18 protein-coding genes and 1 pseudogene are annotated in these 13,813 nt (G+C 63.8%); 14 read left to right on the top strand and 5 right to left on the bottom strand.

What is annotated here, in order from left to right:
- The first annotated feature begins 5 nt into the window (after window positions 1-5).
- Window positions 6-173 carry a 50S ribosomal protein L33 gene (gene rpmG, locus NDO55_RS10060; RefSeq protein ID WP_022672986.1) on the top strand — a complete coding sequence of 56 codons (168 nt, stop codon included), beginning with the start codon at window positions 6-8 and terminating at the stop codon, window positions 171-173.
- 152 nt (window positions 174-325) lie between these two features.
- On the opposite strand, the pseudogene NDO55_RS10065 reads toward rpmG, so the two are convergent.
- Window positions 326-670 (bottom strand): annotated as a pseudogene (locus NDO55_RS10065) (response regulator); the annotation flags it as partial.
- A gap of 55 nt (window positions 671-725) precedes the next feature.
- Here NDO55_RS10065 and NDO55_RS10070 point away from each other — a divergent pair.
- The 6 genes from NDO55_RS10070 to NDO55_RS10095 are packed head-to-tail and all read left to right on the top strand — an operon-like array spanning window position 726 to window position 4,669.
- Complete coding sequence (locus tag NDO55_RS10070; protein WP_252114864.1) at window positions 726-992, top strand: DUF3572 domain-containing protein; 267 nt, start codon at window positions 726-728, stop codon at window positions 990-992.
- Window positions 989-1,600, top strand: coding sequence for an HAD family hydrolase (locus NDO55_RS10075; RefSeq protein ID WP_252114866.1), 612 nt, complete (start codon window positions 989-991; stop codon window positions 1,598-1,600). The genes NDO55_RS10070 and NDO55_RS10075 overlap by 4 nt, the downstream gene beginning before the upstream one ends.
- Window positions 1,597-2,346: an SDR family NAD(P)-dependent oxidoreductase gene (locus tag NDO55_RS10080; RefSeq protein WP_252114868.1), complete on the top strand. Its 750-nt coding sequence runs from the start codon at window positions 1,597-1,599 to the stop codon at window positions 2,344-2,346. Before NDO55_RS10075 ends, NDO55_RS10080 begins: the two co-directional genes overlap by 4 nt.
- Window positions 2,347-2,378: 32 nt before the next feature.
- A complete protein-coding gene (locus tag NDO55_RS10085) occupies window positions 2,379-2,840 on the top strand; it encodes a RidA family protein (protein WP_252114870.1) in 462 nt (153 codons plus the stop codon).
- Between the two features lie 19 nt (window positions 2,841-2,859).
- A complete protein-coding gene (locus NDO55_RS10090; RefSeq protein WP_252114872.1) occupies window positions 2,860-3,537 on the top strand; it encodes a glycerophosphodiester phosphodiesterase family protein in 678 nt (225 codons plus the stop codon).
- Window positions 3,518-4,669, top strand: coding sequence for a GNAT family N-acetyltransferase (locus NDO55_RS10095; RefSeq protein WP_252114875.1), 1,152 nt, complete (start codon window positions 3,518-3,520; stop codon window positions 4,667-4,669). The genes NDO55_RS10090 and NDO55_RS10095 overlap by 20 nt, the downstream gene beginning before the upstream one ends.
- On the opposite strand, the gene NDO55_RS10100 is transcribed toward NDO55_RS10095, so the two are convergent.
- Entirely contained in the window at window positions 4,633-5,544 is a 912-nt protein-coding gene (locus NDO55_RS10100) for an isoaspartyl peptidase/L-asparaginase family protein (RefSeq protein ID WP_252114877.1), read from the bottom strand. The genes NDO55_RS10095 and NDO55_RS10100 overlap by 37 nt on opposite strands.
- A 111-nt stretch (window positions 5,545-5,655) precedes the next feature.
- On the opposite strand from NDO55_RS10100, the gene NDO55_RS10105 reads away from it, so the two are divergent.
- The 4 genes from NDO55_RS10105 to NDO55_RS10120 all read left to right on the top strand — a co-directional run bounded on the left by NDO55_RS10105 (window position 5,656) and on the right by NDO55_RS10120 (window position 8,179).
- Entirely contained in the window at window positions 5,656-6,555 is a 900-nt protein-coding gene (locus NDO55_RS10105) for an SPFH domain-containing protein (protein WP_252114879.1), read from the top strand.
- A 25-nt stretch (window positions 6,556-6,580) separates the two neighbouring features.
- Window positions 6,581-6,772, top strand: coding sequence for a type II toxin-antitoxin system antitoxin (locus NDO55_RS10110; protein ID WP_252114881.1), 192 nt, complete (start codon window positions 6,581-6,583; stop codon window positions 6,770-6,772).
- A gap of 206 nt (window positions 6,773-6,978) precedes the next feature.
- Window positions 6,979-7,248 (top strand): hypothetical protein, encoded by a 270-nt coding sequence (locus tag NDO55_RS10115; RefSeq protein WP_252114882.1) that lies wholly within the window; start codon window positions 6,979-6,981, stop codon window positions 7,246-7,248.
- 1 nt (window position 7,249) lies between these two features.
- Window positions 7,250-8,179 (top strand): alpha/beta hydrolase, encoded by a 930-nt coding sequence (locus NDO55_RS10120; protein ID WP_252114884.1) that lies wholly within the window; start codon window positions 7,250-7,252, stop codon window positions 8,177-8,179.
- On the opposite strand, the gene NDO55_RS10125 is transcribed toward NDO55_RS10120, so the two are convergent.
- From NDO55_RS10125 to NDO55_RS10135, 3 genes are read right to left on the bottom strand one after another with little or no spacing between them, the layout of a single operon-like run.
- Entirely contained in the window at window positions 8,176-9,063 is an 888-nt protein-coding gene (locus NDO55_RS10125) for a S1/P1 nuclease (protein ID WP_252114886.1), read from the bottom strand. The genes NDO55_RS10120 and NDO55_RS10125 overlap by 4 nt on opposite strands.
- Window positions 9,060-10,136, bottom strand: a complete 1,077-nt coding sequence (locus NDO55_RS10130; RefSeq protein ID WP_252114888.1) for an isoaspartyl peptidase/L-asparaginase family protein — start codon at window positions 10,134-10,136, stop codon at window positions 9,060-9,062. The genes NDO55_RS10125 and NDO55_RS10130 overlap by 4 nt, the downstream gene beginning before the upstream one ends.
- A 17-nt stretch (window positions 10,137-10,153) precedes the next feature.
- A complete protein-coding gene (locus tag NDO55_RS10135; RefSeq protein ID WP_252114890.1) occupies window positions 10,154-10,819 on the bottom strand; it encodes an SDR family oxidoreductase in 666 nt (221 codons plus the stop codon).
- 85 nt (window positions 10,820-10,904) lie between these two features.
- On the opposite strand from NDO55_RS10135, the gene ispG reads away from it, so the two are divergent.
- The 3 genes from ispG (at window position 10,905) to NDO55_RS10150 (ending at window position 13,802) form a co-directional block, all read left to right on the top strand.
- Window positions 10,905-12,032 (top strand): flavodoxin-dependent (E)-4-hydroxy-3-methylbut-2-enyl-diphosphate synthase, encoded by a 1,128-nt coding sequence (gene ispG / locus NDO55_RS10140; RefSeq protein ID WP_252114892.1) that lies wholly within the window; start codon window positions 10,905-10,907, stop codon window positions 12,030-12,032.
- Window positions 12,033-12,149: 117 nt separating this feature from the next.
- Complete coding sequence (locus NDO55_RS10145; protein ID WP_252114894.1) at window positions 12,150-12,398, top strand: hypothetical protein; 249 nt, start codon at window positions 12,150-12,152, stop codon at window positions 12,396-12,398.
- Window positions 12,399-13,802 carry an NAD(P)-binding protein gene (locus tag NDO55_RS10150; protein WP_252114895.1) on the top strand — a complete coding sequence of 468 codons (1,404 nt, stop codon included), beginning with the start codon at window positions 12,399-12,401 and terminating at the stop codon, window positions 13,800-13,802.
- Window positions 13,803-13,813: the final 11 nt, after the last annotated feature.

A 13,813-nucleotide genomic window follows, 5' to 3' on the forward strand; every position in this document is an offset into this window, starting at 1 on the left:
GACCCATGGCCAAGCCGGCAACCGTCAAGATCAAGCTCGTCAGCACCGCTGACACTGGTTTCTTCTACGTGACGAAGAAGAATCCGCGCAATATCACGGAAAAGATGACCTTCCGGAAGTATGATCCGGTTGCGCGCAAGCATGTCGAATTCAAGGAAGCCAAGATCAAGTAATTGATCTGGCGCGCCGCCAGGCTGCGGCGCCCTTCCTAGCGAATCGCGATTTCAAGCGATCATGCAGCGGGGTCGATTTCGGCCCCGTTTTGCGTATCCGCGTCCGGCGTGACGTCGTCGGCGCCTTTTTCCGGGTCGACCGGGCCCGCTTCCAGCAACTTGTCCACGGTTTCGGCAAACCGCGCGACCGAAATGGGCTTGGAGACATAGGCCTGCGCACCGGCACTACGGATGCGTTCGTCGTCGCCCTCCCCGGCGTAAGCGGTCACCGCCATGATCGGGACGCGGCACAGCTCCTCGTCCGCGCGCAGACGGCGCATCAACTCCATGCCGTCAATATAGGGCAGTTGGATATCGGTGATGACAAGATCGGGGTGGAGGTCGCGCGCGACCGCCATTGCATCGCGGCTGTCGCTGACGCCGCGCGTCTCGTGGCCGTGCGCAGTGAGGAGGTCGCAGAACAGCTTGATGTTCAGCGCATTGTCCTCGACAACCATGATCTTGGCCACGTCTTCCCCCTGGAAGCGACTTCACTTGGACCGGCAATAGGCGATGACGTCAGAAAATCCAAACGATCCGCACATTTTGGCGCTTCAGGCGCTGGCCGTGACGTTGGGCGAGCAGAAACGGGCTGATCGGCTATTGGCGACAACCGGGCTCGATCCCGACGACTTGCGGCACCGCGCGAGCGCGCCCGAAGTGCTGTCGGCAACCCTCGCGTTTCTCGAGGCCCACGAGCCCGATCTCGTCGACGTGGCGGGTGAATTGGGCGTCAAACCGGAACAATTGGTCGCCGCCCACGCTGCCCTCGAGAGATGACCAAACCCCTTCTGATCTGCGACTGCGACGAAGTGCTGCTGCACATGGTCAGCCATTTCCAGGACTGGCTGTCGGCCGACCAGTCGATCCATTTCGACTTCGAGAGCGGCAAGTTCGCCGATGCGCTCATCCGCAAGGATGGCAGCGTCGTGCCCGAGGCGGAGGTCTGGCCGCTCCTGGAAACCTTTTTCCGCCACGAAATGCATCGCCAGACGCTCGTCCCCGGCGCGCGAGAAGCGCTCAAGGAGCTGGAGCGGCATGGCGAGATCGTCATCCTCACCAATATCGGTGACGAGGCACACGGCTTTCGCGTCGACCAGCTTGCCAATCTCGGGCTCCACCATGACGTCGTCACCAATCGTGGCGGGAAGGGGCGTCCGGTACGCGCCTTGCTCGAGAAGCACGTGCCGAGCCATGCCGTCTTCGTCGACGACCTCGAAGTCCAACACAGCTCGGTCGCCAAGCATGCGCCCGAGGTCAAACGCCTCCACATGGTCGCCGAACCGCGACTGGCCCCTGTCATCCCGCCCGCCGACAAAGCGCATGCACGGATCGACGATTGGGAGACCGCGACCGGCTGGATCCTCGAACAATGGGAAATCTCATGACCAAGACCGCCTTCATCACCGGCGCCACTAGCGGGATTGGCGAGGCCACCGCGCGCATTCTCGTGAACGATGGATGGAACGTGATCGGGATGGGGCGCCGCAAGGACCGACTCATCGCGCTGGGCAACGATCTGGGCGGGGCTTTCCATCCGATCGTCGGCGACATGCGCGATATCGACGACCTGCAGCGCATCGTGCGCCAGCTTCCGGGCAGCTGGGCCGAAGTCGACCTGCTCGTCAACAATGCCGGGCTCGCACCGCCGATGGACGATTTCCAGGATGCCGATCTCGAGGCGAATCTGAATGCGATGCACACGAACATGGACGGCCTCGTCGCGCTGACGCGGGCGCTGCTGCCGACATTGAAGGAGCGGCGCGGGGCGATCATCAACCTGTCCAGCGTGGCGGGCAGCTACCCTTATCGTGGCGGCGCGGTCTATGGCGCGACCAAGGCCTTCCTGACGCAATTCGGCCTCAGCCTCCGGAGCGACCTTTCGGGAACCGGCGTACGCGTCACCTCGATCGAGCCGGGCATGGTCGAAACCGAATTCACACTCGTACGAAATGGCGGCGACAAGGCCGCGTCGGATGCGCTCTATGCCGATATGGACCCGATGACCGCCGAGGATATTGCCGCCACGATCCATTGGGTGGCGAGCCTGCCACCGCATCTCAACATCAACCGGCTCGAGCTGATGCCGACCAACCAGAGCTTTGCCGGCTTTGCGGTGCACCGCGACTCTTGACCGCGTCGCGCCGCCGCGCCAAGCCAACGTGCATGAGCATTTCCAAGCGCCTTGAAGAGCTGAGCATCAAGCTGCCGGCTCCCGCCAAACCCGTCGCCTCCTACCTTCCTGCCGTGGAAGCGGGCGGTTTCCTCCATATTTCGGGCCAGATCTCGATGAACGAGGATGGCTCGCTGATCGTCGGTCGGCTGGGCGAGGATTATAATGTCGAGCGCGGGCAGGCCGCGGCGCGGCGCTGCGGCATCATGCTGATCGCGCAGATGCAGGCAGCGCTTGGCGACCTCGACCGGGTCGAGCGCATCGTCAAGCTGGGCGGCTTCGTCAATTGCACAGAGGATTTCGTCGACCAGCCAAAGGTGGTGAACGGCGCGAGCGACCTCATGCAGGAAGTGTTCGGCGAGGCCGGGCGCCATGCGCGCAGCGCGGTCGGCGTCAATACGCTGCCGCTGGGCGTTGCGGTCGAGGTCGATGCGATCGTCAAGATCCGCGACTGATCCACTCGATCCGGGGCCGATGGGGTTTGCCCATCGCGGCCTGCACGATTCCGAAATTCCCGAAAACAGTCTTGCTGCAGCGCGCGCTGCCATGGAGATTGGGGCGGGCATCGAGTGCGATGTCCAGCTGTCGGGCTGCGGCACGGCAATGTTGTTTCACGATGCCGACGGCAAACGACTGTGCGGCGAGCCTCGATCGGTCGGCGACACGAGCGCCGAGGCGATGCGCGGCTGGCGATTGCTGGACACCGACGAACCGGTCGTGCCGCTCGCCGAGCTTCTCGACCTGATCGACGGACGCGTGCCGTTACTGGTCGAGATGAAGCGCGTGCACGGCAATGCCGAGCGGATCGCCGCAGCCACGGTGCGCGCGCTGGGCGACTATGCGGGACCGATCGGGCTGATGAGCTTTTCCTCGCGCGCGATGCGGATGGTCCGGCGGCTTGCCCCTGATGTCCGGCGCGGGCTGGTCCTTTCGGGTCGCGAAACCCCGATCCTGCGTTGGGACAAGATGCGCCGAGCCCGGCCAGACTTCCTCGCCGTCAAAGTGTCTATCCTGCACCAGCCCTGGGTGGCGGCAGCGCGCGCGGACGTGCCCGTCTACAGCTGGACGGCCCGCACGCCTGAGGACATCGGACAGGTTGCGCAATTTTCCGATGCCCCCATTTGGGAAGGTGATGGACACCCCCGCATCTGATCCCGTCGCCCGGCTCGTGCCGGCGATCGACATGATCGAGGCAGCGCGCTGGGACGCGCTGGCGGGCGGCAGCGACCCCTGCGTCAGCCACGCTTTCCTGTCGCTGCTCGAACGCTCGGGCAGTGTGGGTGATGGCAGCGGCTGGTCACCGCTCCATGTCGCGGTCGAGCGCGATGGCGAGACACTCGCAGTCGCGCCGGCCTATCTCAAGAGCCACAGCCAGGGCGAATATGTGTTCGATCATGGCTGGGCCGATGCCTACCAGCGCGCCGGTGGCGACTATTATCCAAAGCTGCAGGTCGCCGCGCCTTTCACCCCCTGTCCGGGACCAAGATTGCTGGGGGAGGAAAAGGCGACGCTGATCGCGGCGCTGGAAACGATCGCGCGGCAGAATGGCCTGTCGGGCGCCCATGCCACTTTCATCGACGAGGCAGATCGCGCCGCTTTCGAAGCGCGCGGCTGGCTGATCCGCGAGGGGCTGCAATTTCACTGGTTCAATCGCGATTATGCGAGCTTCGACGAGTTCCTTGGCACCTTGGCCAGTCGCAAGCGCAAGTCGATCCGTAAGGAGCGGGCGCGTTCGGTCGAGGGGTTGGAGATCGAAACGCTCCGCGGTGCCGAGATCGGCGCCGAAGCGGTGCAGGCCATGTGGATGTTCTACCAGGACACCGGCGCGCGAAAGTGGGGCCGCCCCTATCTCACCTACGACTTTTTCGCCGGGATGGTGGAGGCGATGGGCGACGACTTGCTTCTCTTCCTTGCGCGCGAGGACGGGCTGCCGGTCGCAGGTGCGCTCAACCTAGTCGGCGAGGATACGCTTTATGGGCGTTATTGGGGCACGATCATCGACAAGCCCGGCCTGCATTTCGAGCTGTCCTACTATCGCGCCATGGACTGGGCGATCCAGAACGGATTGAAGGTCGTGCAGGCCGGCGCACAGGGCGAGCACAAGTTGCTGCGCGGCTACGAGCCGGTGCGCACCTATTCGGCGCATTACCTCCCCGATCCGGGCTTTAGGGCTGCAGTGGCGCAATTCCTCGAGGGCGAGAAGCAGGCGGTGGCGCAGGAACTGGAATGGGCGCGAGACGCGCTGCCCTACCGCTCGTCGGACGCGTCGAACACCGCGACCTGACGGCCGCCATCGCTGCCGACGCGGCCGCGATACATGCCGGGCGTGGTGAAGCTCCATGCGGCCTGGCCTTCGGGCGTGACCGCGATGAGCCCGCCCGCGCCGCCCATGTCGCCAATCTCCGCAAGCACATCGTCCAACGCCTTTTGCAGGTCATGGCCGCAAAAGCGCATGCGCGCGCAGATTTCGTGAGCAGCGGCGGTGCGAATGAAGATTTCGCCAAGGCCCGTCGCGCTGACCGCGGCGGCGCGGTCGTCGGCATAGGTGCCCGCGCCGATCAGCGGGGAATCGCCGATGCGGCCCCAGCGTTTTGCAGTAAGCCCCCCGGTCGAGGTGGCGGCAGCGACATGGCCGTCGCTATCCACCGCAACTGCACCGATCGTGCCATATTTGATCTCTGCATCGAAGGCGTCGTGCCCCTTGGCGAGCAGCTCGTCCAGTTGGCGGCGACGCTCGGGCGTGACGAACCAGCTATTGGCGACCTGCTCGAGCCCGGCTTCGCGTGCAAATTCGTCGGCACCTTCCTTGGCGATGAGGACGTGGGGGCTGTCTTCCATCACCTTGCGTGCGGCGCTGATCGGCGCGCGGGTCGAGCGCAGGCCCGCAACCGCACCGGCGCGGCGCTCCGCACCTTCCATGATTGCCGCATCGCATTCGACATGGCCATCGGCGGCAAGCACGCTGCCATGACCGGCGTTGAAGGCGGCATCTTCTTCAAGCACGCGGGCGGCGGCTTCGACGGCGTCGACTGCGCTACCGCCTGCAGCGAGGATGGCCTCACCGGCATCCAGTGCGTTGGAGAGCCCGGCGCGCGCCGCCTTTTCCTGGGCTTCGTCGAGCTTGCCGGGGCGCATCGATCCGGCGCCTCCATGGATCATCAATTGCCACATGGCTCCCCACTAGCCTTTCGACGAACGGCGGACCAGTTCCGATTGACTCCCCTATCACAACGATATAAAAGTGATATCAATTAAAGAAAGGGACTCGACATGAACGCCATCCAAGAAGGCCTGCTCCGCGCCAGCGACGAGCGCGCCGCAACCACCAATTCGGGCTACCCCGTCCTCTTGGTCCTCGTCGCGATCATCGCGGCCGAGGCCTGGACGGTCTGGCAGCTGGCCGAAGGGTTCAAGCATTGGACCATGATCGTCAGCATGATTTTCTGGCCGCTCGCCTTTGTCTTCGTTGCGGTCGGCTTCTACATGCTGCAGCCCAACCAGGCGGCGGTCATCACCTTGTTCGGTACCTATAAGGGCACCGACCGGACCGATGGCCTGCGCTGGGTCTGGCCGTGGCTCGGCAAGCACAAGGTGTCGGTGCGCGCCAACAACTTCATCTCCGACAAGATTAAGGTGAACGATTCGCGCGGTAACCCGATCGAGATGGCGGCACAGATCGTGTGGCGCGTGGTCGATACCGCGCAGGCCGTGTTCGACGTCGACGATTACAAGGAATTCGTCCGCGTCCAGGTCGAGGTCGCCATTCGTACCGTCGCTTCGCGGCACCCGTATGATGACTTTGACAATGACGACATCACCCTTCGCGGGCATCTGGAGGAAGTGGGCGTCGAATTGCTCAAGGAAGTGCGCGAGCGCCTGAAGGTCGCCGGTATCACCGTCGACGAGTGCGGCTTTACCCACCTTGCCTATGCGCAGGAAATCGCCTCGGCGATGCTCCGCCGCCAGCAGGCACAGGCCGTCGTCGCTGCCCGCCAGACCCTCGTCGAGGGCGCGGTCGGGATGGTCGAACAGGCTCTCGCCGACCTAAGCAAGCGTGACGTGGTCGAACTCGACGACGAGCGCCGCGCGGCGATGGTATCCAACCTGATGGTCGTCCTGTGCGGCGAGCGCGACACCCAGCCCGTCGTCAACGCTGGCAGCCTCTACTAGGGGCTGCCGCCAGCGGCGAACCACCATGGCCAAGCGCAAAGCCTTCCCCCTCCGCATCGATCCTGCCTTGTTCGCAGCGATCGAGCGGCTCGCCGCGGCCGAACTGCGCTCGGCCAATGCGGAGGTGGAGATCCTGCTGCGCGAAGCGCTGAAAGCGCGCGGTATCAAGCTCGACCCGCCCAAGCCCGTGCGGCGCGGGCGTCCCCCGAAGGAGTAGAATGATGATGCATTGGGCTCTCGAACATGCCTCCCCGCAAAAGAAGCGCCTGCTCGCCGGCATTTTCGGCACCGCGCTGATGATCGGGATGGCGCTGTACGGCGCTTCTGTCCTGTGACCGGCAAGCGCCTCCTGCCCGCCATGAGCGTGTCGGCCTGCCTGTCGGCAATCGTCATCGCGCTTCTCTATCTGACGAAGGCAATTCCATGACCGAACGAAAAGAAGATGGCTGGTTCTACGCCAAGCGCTACGGCTATGGCACGGGCCTGCCGCGGACCTGGCAGGGCTGGCTGGTGACGGCACTTTTCATTGCGTTGATCCTCATCGGCGCCGCCTTCATCGCGCCGCTGAGCCAGCTCGCCTTTATCGCCTACGTCATCCCCCTCACACTCGCTTTCCTGGTTATTGCGGCCAAGACGACGAGCGGCGGCTGGAAATGGCGCTGGGGCAAGGATCGCGAAGGAGGGACCTGGTAGAATGTTGATGAGCGTACTGGCCGCGCTGGCGGCGATCACCATGCACCCCGAAGACGTCGAGATTTCTGGCCCCGAAGGTCCGGTTCGCGGGACGCTGACGCAACCGGTTGCGGGCGCGCCGAGCATCCTGCTGATCGCCGGATCGGGCCCGACCGATCGTGATGGCAATAGCCCGATGGGCGTCACCGGAAGCGCCTACAAGCAGCTCGCCAATGGTCTCGCGGACGAGGGGGTCGCCACTCTGCGCTTCGACAAGCGCGGCATGTTCGGCAGCAGCGAAGCGGTGCCCAACGCCAATGCCGTCACCTTCGACGATTATGTCGAGGACGTGCGCGGCTGGGTGGGGTTGCTTGGCGAGCGGGGCAGCGCGTGCACCTGGCTTGCCGGGCATAGCGAGGGCAGCACCGTCGCGCTGCTGGCGGCGCAGGAGAGCGAAAATCTTTGCGGTCTGATCCTGATTGCCGGGGGTGGTCGTCCGATCCTCGACCTCATGGTCGACCAGTTCCGGCCCCAGCTGCCGCCCGAAATGCTGACCCAGGTCGAAGCCGCCTTTGCCAGCCTCAAGGCGGGCCAGGAGGTCGATATTGCCGACGTGCCCGCCCCGCTGCGGAGCCTGTTCGGACCCGACCTCCAGCGCTTCATGATGTCCGGCTATACGCTCGATCCGGTCGAGCTGCTGGCAGGCATCGACCTGCCCATCCTGATAATCCAGCCTGCCGAGGACATTCAGGTCCCGGTTGCGGAGGGCGAGATGCTGGCCGCGGCGGTGCCGGAGGCAACCTACCTGCTGCTCGACGGGGTCAATCATACGTTGAAGCCGGTGCCCGCAGGCGACCGTGCGGCGAATCTTGCCAGCTATAGCGATCCCGATCTCGCCATCGATCCGCGTGTCGTGGCGGCGATTGCCGACTTCGTGAAGGCCGAGCGCTAGAGGCGGCGGAAGCGCGGGGCTTTGCCCTCGCTCAACGCATCGTCGAGTAAGCGGGCAAGGCGCATGCCGCCCTTCACCGCGGCCTCGCGCATGATCGGGATGAGCACCTGCACATCCTCCTCGGTCAGCGTCTTGCGCGTCACCTCGGTGTCGCACGGAATGGTGTCGAGGAGCAGCGGGTAGGCATAGTCTTTCGAGACGATCCACATCTCGCGGCTCCATTGCACGACGTCGCCGCCTTTGTACGCCTCAAGCGTCGCGCGGTCGTAGGTCGATACCAGTCCGCGCGCGCCGCCGGGTGACGTCGTGAAGGCACGCTCGGCGAGATAGCCGTCGAAGATAGCGTGGAGATTGAGGCGGCGCCCTTTGAGCAGGCCGTAATTGGCGGGCACGTCATTGCCGCCGCGATCGGCCATGTCGCCGGCATGCATGGGCTGGTGCAAATCGCCGACGAAATGGGTGAGGAAGGCGAGCGCCTCGATCCGCTCGTGCATCGGCAAGTCGATGTCCGCGAGCAGGCGGGCGTGGCGTTCGATCTGCGCAGCGACGCAATTGCCGTTGGCACACGGCTCGCTAAGCGAGAATGTCTCGCAGATGTTCACATTCTGATAGTGCCAGGGAAAGGCCGGCGCATAACGGTCGCCGAGCGGCTTCACGCAGTCGGCCCAGTAAGCGACATCCTCGATCGTATCGAACGGGCAGGTGGGCGTGTCGACCGCATCGTAGCGCGCCATCAGCGCATCAATCTTGGCCCGGGTTTCGGGGCGGACCTCTTCATAGGCGATGCGCGCGACGACACCGTGGCCATATTCCCAATAGGCGGATGCGGGCGACGCAATGAGGGTGGTGAGTGCAACAGCCAGTGCGGCCAGCCAGCGGATCATTCTTCGTCGTCTCCGTAAATGCCGATATAGCGCTCGCCCGAGGAGCGGGCATGGCCGCGATACATGCCGGGCGTGTCGAAGGCGTAGACGGGCGTGCCGTCGCGCCACAGGGCAATGACGCCGCCCGAGCCACCCAAATCGCCGACATCGTCGATGGCGTCATTGGCGATCTTGTTAATTTCCAGCTTTTTCCAAGCGGCCCATTCAGCGGCAATCTGACCGTCCTGTCCACTATCCGACGACATCCGCAGAAGTGTCGTCGGAACTCTGCGATATCTGTCGCAGATCCGATAGGCGACCGCGAGGCGGATGAACTTCTCGCCCGTCCCAGTCGCCGAGACCCCGCAATCTTCGTTTGCATAGGTGCCCGCGCCGATGATCGGGCTGTCGCCGATCCGGCCCCAGCGCTTGCCGGTCATGCCGCCGGTCGAGGTTGCGGCGGCAATCACGCCATCCTGGTCCATCGCCACCGCGCCGACCGTGCCGAATTTGTAGTCGACCGGCAGGTCTGCCTCGCTGGTCTGTCCCTCGGCACGCGCCTTGAAGCGTTGCAGTGCCTGAAACCGGCCTTCGGTGAAGAAATAGATGGGGTCGACCTGCGCGATGCCGCGCTCGCTGGCAAATTCGTCGGCGCCAGCGCCCGACAGCAGGACGTGGGGGCTGTCTTCCATGACCGCGCGCGCGGCGAGGATGGGGTTCTTGGTGGTCGACAGGCCCGCCACAGCGCCCGCCTCCAACGTGTCTCCGCGCATGATCGAGGCGTCGAGGCTGTTGGTGCCTTCCCACGTGAAGACCGCACCTTTGCCCGCATTGAAGTTGGGATCATCCTCGAGGATCATGATCGCGGCCGTCACCGCATCGAGCGAGGAGCCGCCCGCCGCCAACACTTCCTCGCCTGCATCGAGCGCGGCGTTCAATGCGGCGCTGATCTCCGCTTCCTTCTCTGGCGTCATATTCTCGCGCAGGATCGTGCCCGCTCCGCCATGGATGACGATCGACCAGTCGCCGTCCTGCGCGATCGATGGTGCAGGCAAGGCGAAGAGCGCGGCAAGCGCGAGGAAGAGACGGGTCATGACGGCCTTTCGGTTGGCTACCAGGGGATTTCTTGGCCGTCATAGGCCATGAAACGACCCGAATTGTCCACACTCGTCTCGTCGATCACCTTACGCATGCCGCTCACGCTGGTCTCGGTATCGATCAGCGCGTTGGGGCCGCCCATGTCGGTCTGCACCCAGCCAGGATGGAGCATGACGACGCCAATCCCGTCGGGGCGGTAATCGTTGGCAAGGCTCTTCCACGCCGCATTCACGGCAGCTTTCGAGCTGCGATAGGGGATCGACCCGCCCGAGCCATTGTCGGCGATCGAGCCCATCTTGCTGGTCAGCACCGCCATCTTTTTCTGTTCCGACGCGGCGACGTTGGACTTGAGTTTCTGCGCCAGCAGGGTCGGCGCGATGACGTTGATGTCCATGAGTTCGAGCCAGCCGTTGCGCTCGGGCTCGCGCGGCCCGTAGATGCCGGCATTGTTCAAGAAGACATCGATCGGCTCGTCGCCAATCTCGCCGACGAAGCGGTCGATCTCTGCCGGGTCGCTGACATCGAGCCGATGCGCGCGGACATTGTTGATTTGGCCAAGGTCGGCAATGTCGCCTTGGCTGCGCGCAGTGGTGATGACGTTCCATCCGTCTGCTGCATATTGTTCGACAAATTCGCGCCCGATGCCGCGATTGCCGCCAGTGATGAGGATGTTGGGCATGTCTGGTTTCTCCCTTTTGCCTTTACCCCCTCAATGATCGAGGCCATGCCTTGGGTTCGTCTTATAGGCATCCTATAGAGAGCGTATGTCCGAGATCAGACCCTGGCGCACCATCGAGCGCCGCCAATCGAAGCAGATCATGGTCGGCAATGTGCCGGTCGGGGGCGATGCGCCCATCACCGTGCAGACGATGACCAATACGCCGACGTCAGATGCGAAGGCGACGATCGACCAGATTCGCCGCTGCGAGGAGGCGGGCGCCGACATCATCCGCGTGTCCTGTCCGGATACGGATTCGACCGCGGCGATGCCCGAAATCGTCAAGGCGGCGAACATCCCGATCGTTGCGGACATCCACTTTCACTACAAGCGCGCGCTCGAAGCCGCCGATGCCGGCGCCGCGTGCCTGCGCATCAATCCCGGCAATATCGGGTCTGACGAGCGGGTGAAGGAAGTCATTCGCGCCGCGAAGGCCAATGGCTGTGCGATCCGCATCGGCGTCAATGCCGGCAGCCTCGAAAAGCACCTTCTCGAGAAATATGGGGAGCCCTGTCCCGACGCGCTGGTCGAAAGCGCAATGGATCATATCAAGATCCTGCAGGACCATGATTTTCACGAGTACAAGGTCGCGGTGAAGGCCTCCGACCTGATGCTTGCGGTCGCGGCCTATACCGACCTTGCATACCAGGTCGATTGCCCGCTCCATCTCGGTATTACCGAGGCGGGCGGCCTGATTGGCGGGACGGTGAAATCGGCGCTGGGCATCGGTTCGCTGCTCTGGGCCGGTATCGGCGACACGATCCGCGTCAGCCTGTCGGCCGAGCCCGAAGAGGAAGTACGGGTAGGGTTCGAGATCCTGAAGTCGCTCGGCCTGCGATCGCGCGGTGTCCGCGTCGTCTCCTGTCCAAGCTGCGCGCGGCAGGGTTTCGATGTCATTCGCACCGTCCAGACGCTCGAGGAACGCCTCCAGCATATCAAGACGCCGATGAGCCTGTCGGTTCTCGGCTGCGTCGTGAACGGCCCCGGCGAAGCGCGCGAGACCGATATCGGCGTGACCGGCGGCGGCAATGGCAGCCACATGGTCTATCTCTCGGGGGTGAAGGATCACCATATCGAGAATGAGAGCATGGTCGATCACATCGTGAAGCTGGTCGAGGAAAAAGCCGCCAAGATCGAAGCGGGCGAGGCCGAGGCCTTCGTCCCTGCGCATTGACGCCGCGCTTCACATATTTGTCTGAGATCAAAGACGTTTTTCAGTCGAAGGAGGAAAGTGTGAGGGTGCAGCACAGCAATTAGGTCTGCAGTTGCACCACTCGGAAAGGACTGGGAAATGAGCAAGAAATCGAAACCCTCCGCAGGTCGCAATGGCATCGTCAAACGCAATCGCGCGGCGCTCGGCGCCGGCTCCGTGGGCGCGATTGCCGCTGGCGCATTCGCGCTTGGCGCAGTTGCCATGGGTGCGGTCGCGATCGGTATCCTCAAGGTCGGCAAACTGTCGATCGGTCGCCTCCAGTTGCGTAAAGGTGAAATCGATCACCTCAAGGTCCGCAAGCTCGAGATCGAAGAGCAGCCTGCATAGGTGAAGGTCGATTATCTCGTCGTCGGCGCGGGTGCGGTTGGACTGGCCTTCGTCGACACGCTGATCGCCGAAGACCCCGACGCGACTGTCCTGATCGTCGATCGCCATGCCGCGCCTGGCGGCCACTGGAACGACGCTTACCCCTTCGTTCGCCTGCACCAGCCGAGCGCCTTTTACGGTGTCGAGAGCATGGAGCTGGGGCAAGACAGGATCGATGAAAGCGGGCCCAATGCGGGCTTCTACGAGCTGGCCTCTGCGCCCGAAATCCTCGCCTATTTCGAGCGCTGCATGGCAAAGCTCGTCGGGTCGGGTCGGGTACAATACGCGCCGCTGAGCGAGTATCGCGGCGATGGCAAATATGTCGGTCTCTTCTCGGGGGAGGAGCAGCAGGTCGAGGTCACACGCAAGGTAGTCGACACGACCTATTTCAAGACGTCGGTGCCGGCCACGCACACACCCAAATTCGAGATTGCTGAAGGTACGCTCTTCATGCCGCCGGGCGAACTGCCCTGCATGATCAGGGGCGATTGCGCGATCCCGTCGCATTTCGTCATCCTCGGCGGCGGAAAGACGGCAATGGATACCGGCGTCTGGCTGCTGACGCAGGGCGTCGCGCCGGAGCGCATCACGTGGGTCTGTCCGCGCGACAGCTGGCTCATCAACCGCCGCTTCACCCAGCCTGGTCTCGATTTCTTCGAAGGCACGATCGACTTCCAGGCCGCGCTGATGCGCGCCGCCATTGAGGCCGACGATGTCGACCACTTTTTCCTCGAACTCGAAAAGGGCGGGCAGATGCTGCGGATCGACCGCGACGTCCTGCCGACCAAATATTTCTTCGCGACCTTGTCCGAGGGTGAGGTCGAGACGCTGCGCCAGATCGGGAATGTCGTGCGGGCGGGTCATGTGACGCATATCGCACCGGGACGGTTCGAAACGGTCGAGGGCTCGTTCGACGTCCCCGAAGACAGCCTCTTCATCGATTGCACGGCGAGCGCGGTGGCGGACAAGGAGACGGTGCCGGTCTTCCAGGAGGGGCTTGTCACGGTGCAGGCCCTGTTCGCGCCCCTGGTCGTCTTCGGGGCAGCGCTGACCGCCTGGCTGGAAGTACATCGGGACGATGATGCGACCCGCAATGCGCTCGCCCAGCCGATTGCGGTCCGGCAGGGGCCGGCGGCCTATCTCACCGCGACGCTGGGCAATGTCATGAACCGGATGCGCTGGATGCGCGAACCGGATCTGGCGGCATGGTTGGCCAAGTCGCGCCTCGACCCGATGTCGCGCACGATCGCCGAGGTCCAGCGCACGCGCCCCGAGTTGCTGAACACGCTCAACGATTATCGCGACTTGGCGAAACGGGGCATGCCGGAGCTGATGCAGCTCATCCAGAAAAGCCGGGAAAGCTGACTTTTCCGGCT

This window comes from Sphingomicrobium sediminis (assembly GCF_023805295.1).
Classification (GTDB): Bacteria; Pseudomonadota; Alphaproteobacteria; order Sphingomonadales; family Sphingomonadaceae; genus Sphingomicrobium; species Sphingomicrobium sediminis.

Excerpts from the sequence above, each read along its gene's own strand:
- rpmG (WP_022672986.1), top strand. The coding sequence starts at position 6 with ATGGCCAAGCCGGCAACCGTCAAGATCAAGCTCGTCAGCACCGCTGAC.
- NDO55_RS10070 (WP_252114864.1), top strand. The coding sequence starts at position 726 with ATGACGTCAGAAAATCCAAACGATCCGCACATTTTGGCGCTTCAGGCG.
- NDO55_RS10075 (WP_252114866.1), top strand. The coding sequence starts at position 989 with ATGACCAAACCCCTTCTGATCTGCGACTGCGACGAAGTGCTGCTGCAC.
- NDO55_RS10080 (WP_252114868.1), top strand. The coding sequence starts at position 1,597 with ATGACCAAGACCGCCTTCATCACCGGCGCCACTAGCGGGATTGGCGAG.
- NDO55_RS10085 (WP_252114870.1), top strand. The coding sequence starts at position 2,379 with ATGAGCATTTCCAAGCGCCTTGAAGAGCTGAGCATCAAGCTGCCGGCT.
- NDO55_RS10090 (WP_252114872.1), top strand. The coding sequence starts at position 2,860 with ATGGGGTTTGCCCATCGCGGCCTGCACGATTCCGAAATTCCCGAAAAC.
- NDO55_RS10095 (WP_252114875.1), top strand. The coding sequence starts at position 3,518 with ATGGACACCCCCGCATCTGATCCCGTCGCCCGGCTCGTGCCGGCGATC.
- NDO55_RS10100 (WP_252114877.1), bottom strand. The coding sequence starts at position 5,544 with ATGATCCATGGAGGCGCCGGATCGATGCGCCCCGGCAAGCTCGACGAA.
- NDO55_RS10105 (WP_252114879.1), top strand. The coding sequence starts at position 5,656 with ATGAACGCCATCCAAGAAGGCCTGCTCCGCGCCAGCGACGAGCGCGCC.
- NDO55_RS10110 (WP_252114881.1), top strand. The coding sequence starts at position 6,581 with ATGGCCAAGCGCAAAGCCTTCCCCCTCCGCATCGATCCTGCCTTGTTC.
- NDO55_RS10115 (WP_252114882.1), top strand. The coding sequence starts at position 6,979 with ATGACCGAACGAAAAGAAGATGGCTGGTTCTACGCCAAGCGCTACGGC.
- NDO55_RS10120 (WP_252114884.1), top strand. The coding sequence starts at position 7,250 with ATGTTGATGAGCGTACTGGCCGCGCTGGCGGCGATCACCATGCACCCC.
- NDO55_RS10125 (WP_252114886.1), bottom strand. The coding sequence starts at position 9,063 with ATGATCCGCTGGCTGGCCGCACTGGCTGTTGCACTCACCACCCTCATT.
- NDO55_RS10130 (WP_252114888.1), bottom strand. The coding sequence starts at position 10,136 with ATGACCCGTCTCTTCCTCGCGCTTGCCGCGCTCTTCGCCTTGCCTGCA.
- NDO55_RS10135 (WP_252114890.1), bottom strand. The coding sequence starts at position 10,819 with ATGCCCAACATCCTCATCACTGGCGGCAATCGCGGCATCGGGCGCGAA.
- ispG (WP_252114892.1), top strand. The coding sequence starts at position 10,905 with ATGTCCGAGATCAGACCCTGGCGCACCATCGAGCGCCGCCAATCGAAG.
- NDO55_RS10145 (WP_252114894.1), top strand. The coding sequence starts at position 12,150 with ATGAGCAAGAAATCGAAACCCTCCGCAGGTCGCAATGGCATCGTCAAA.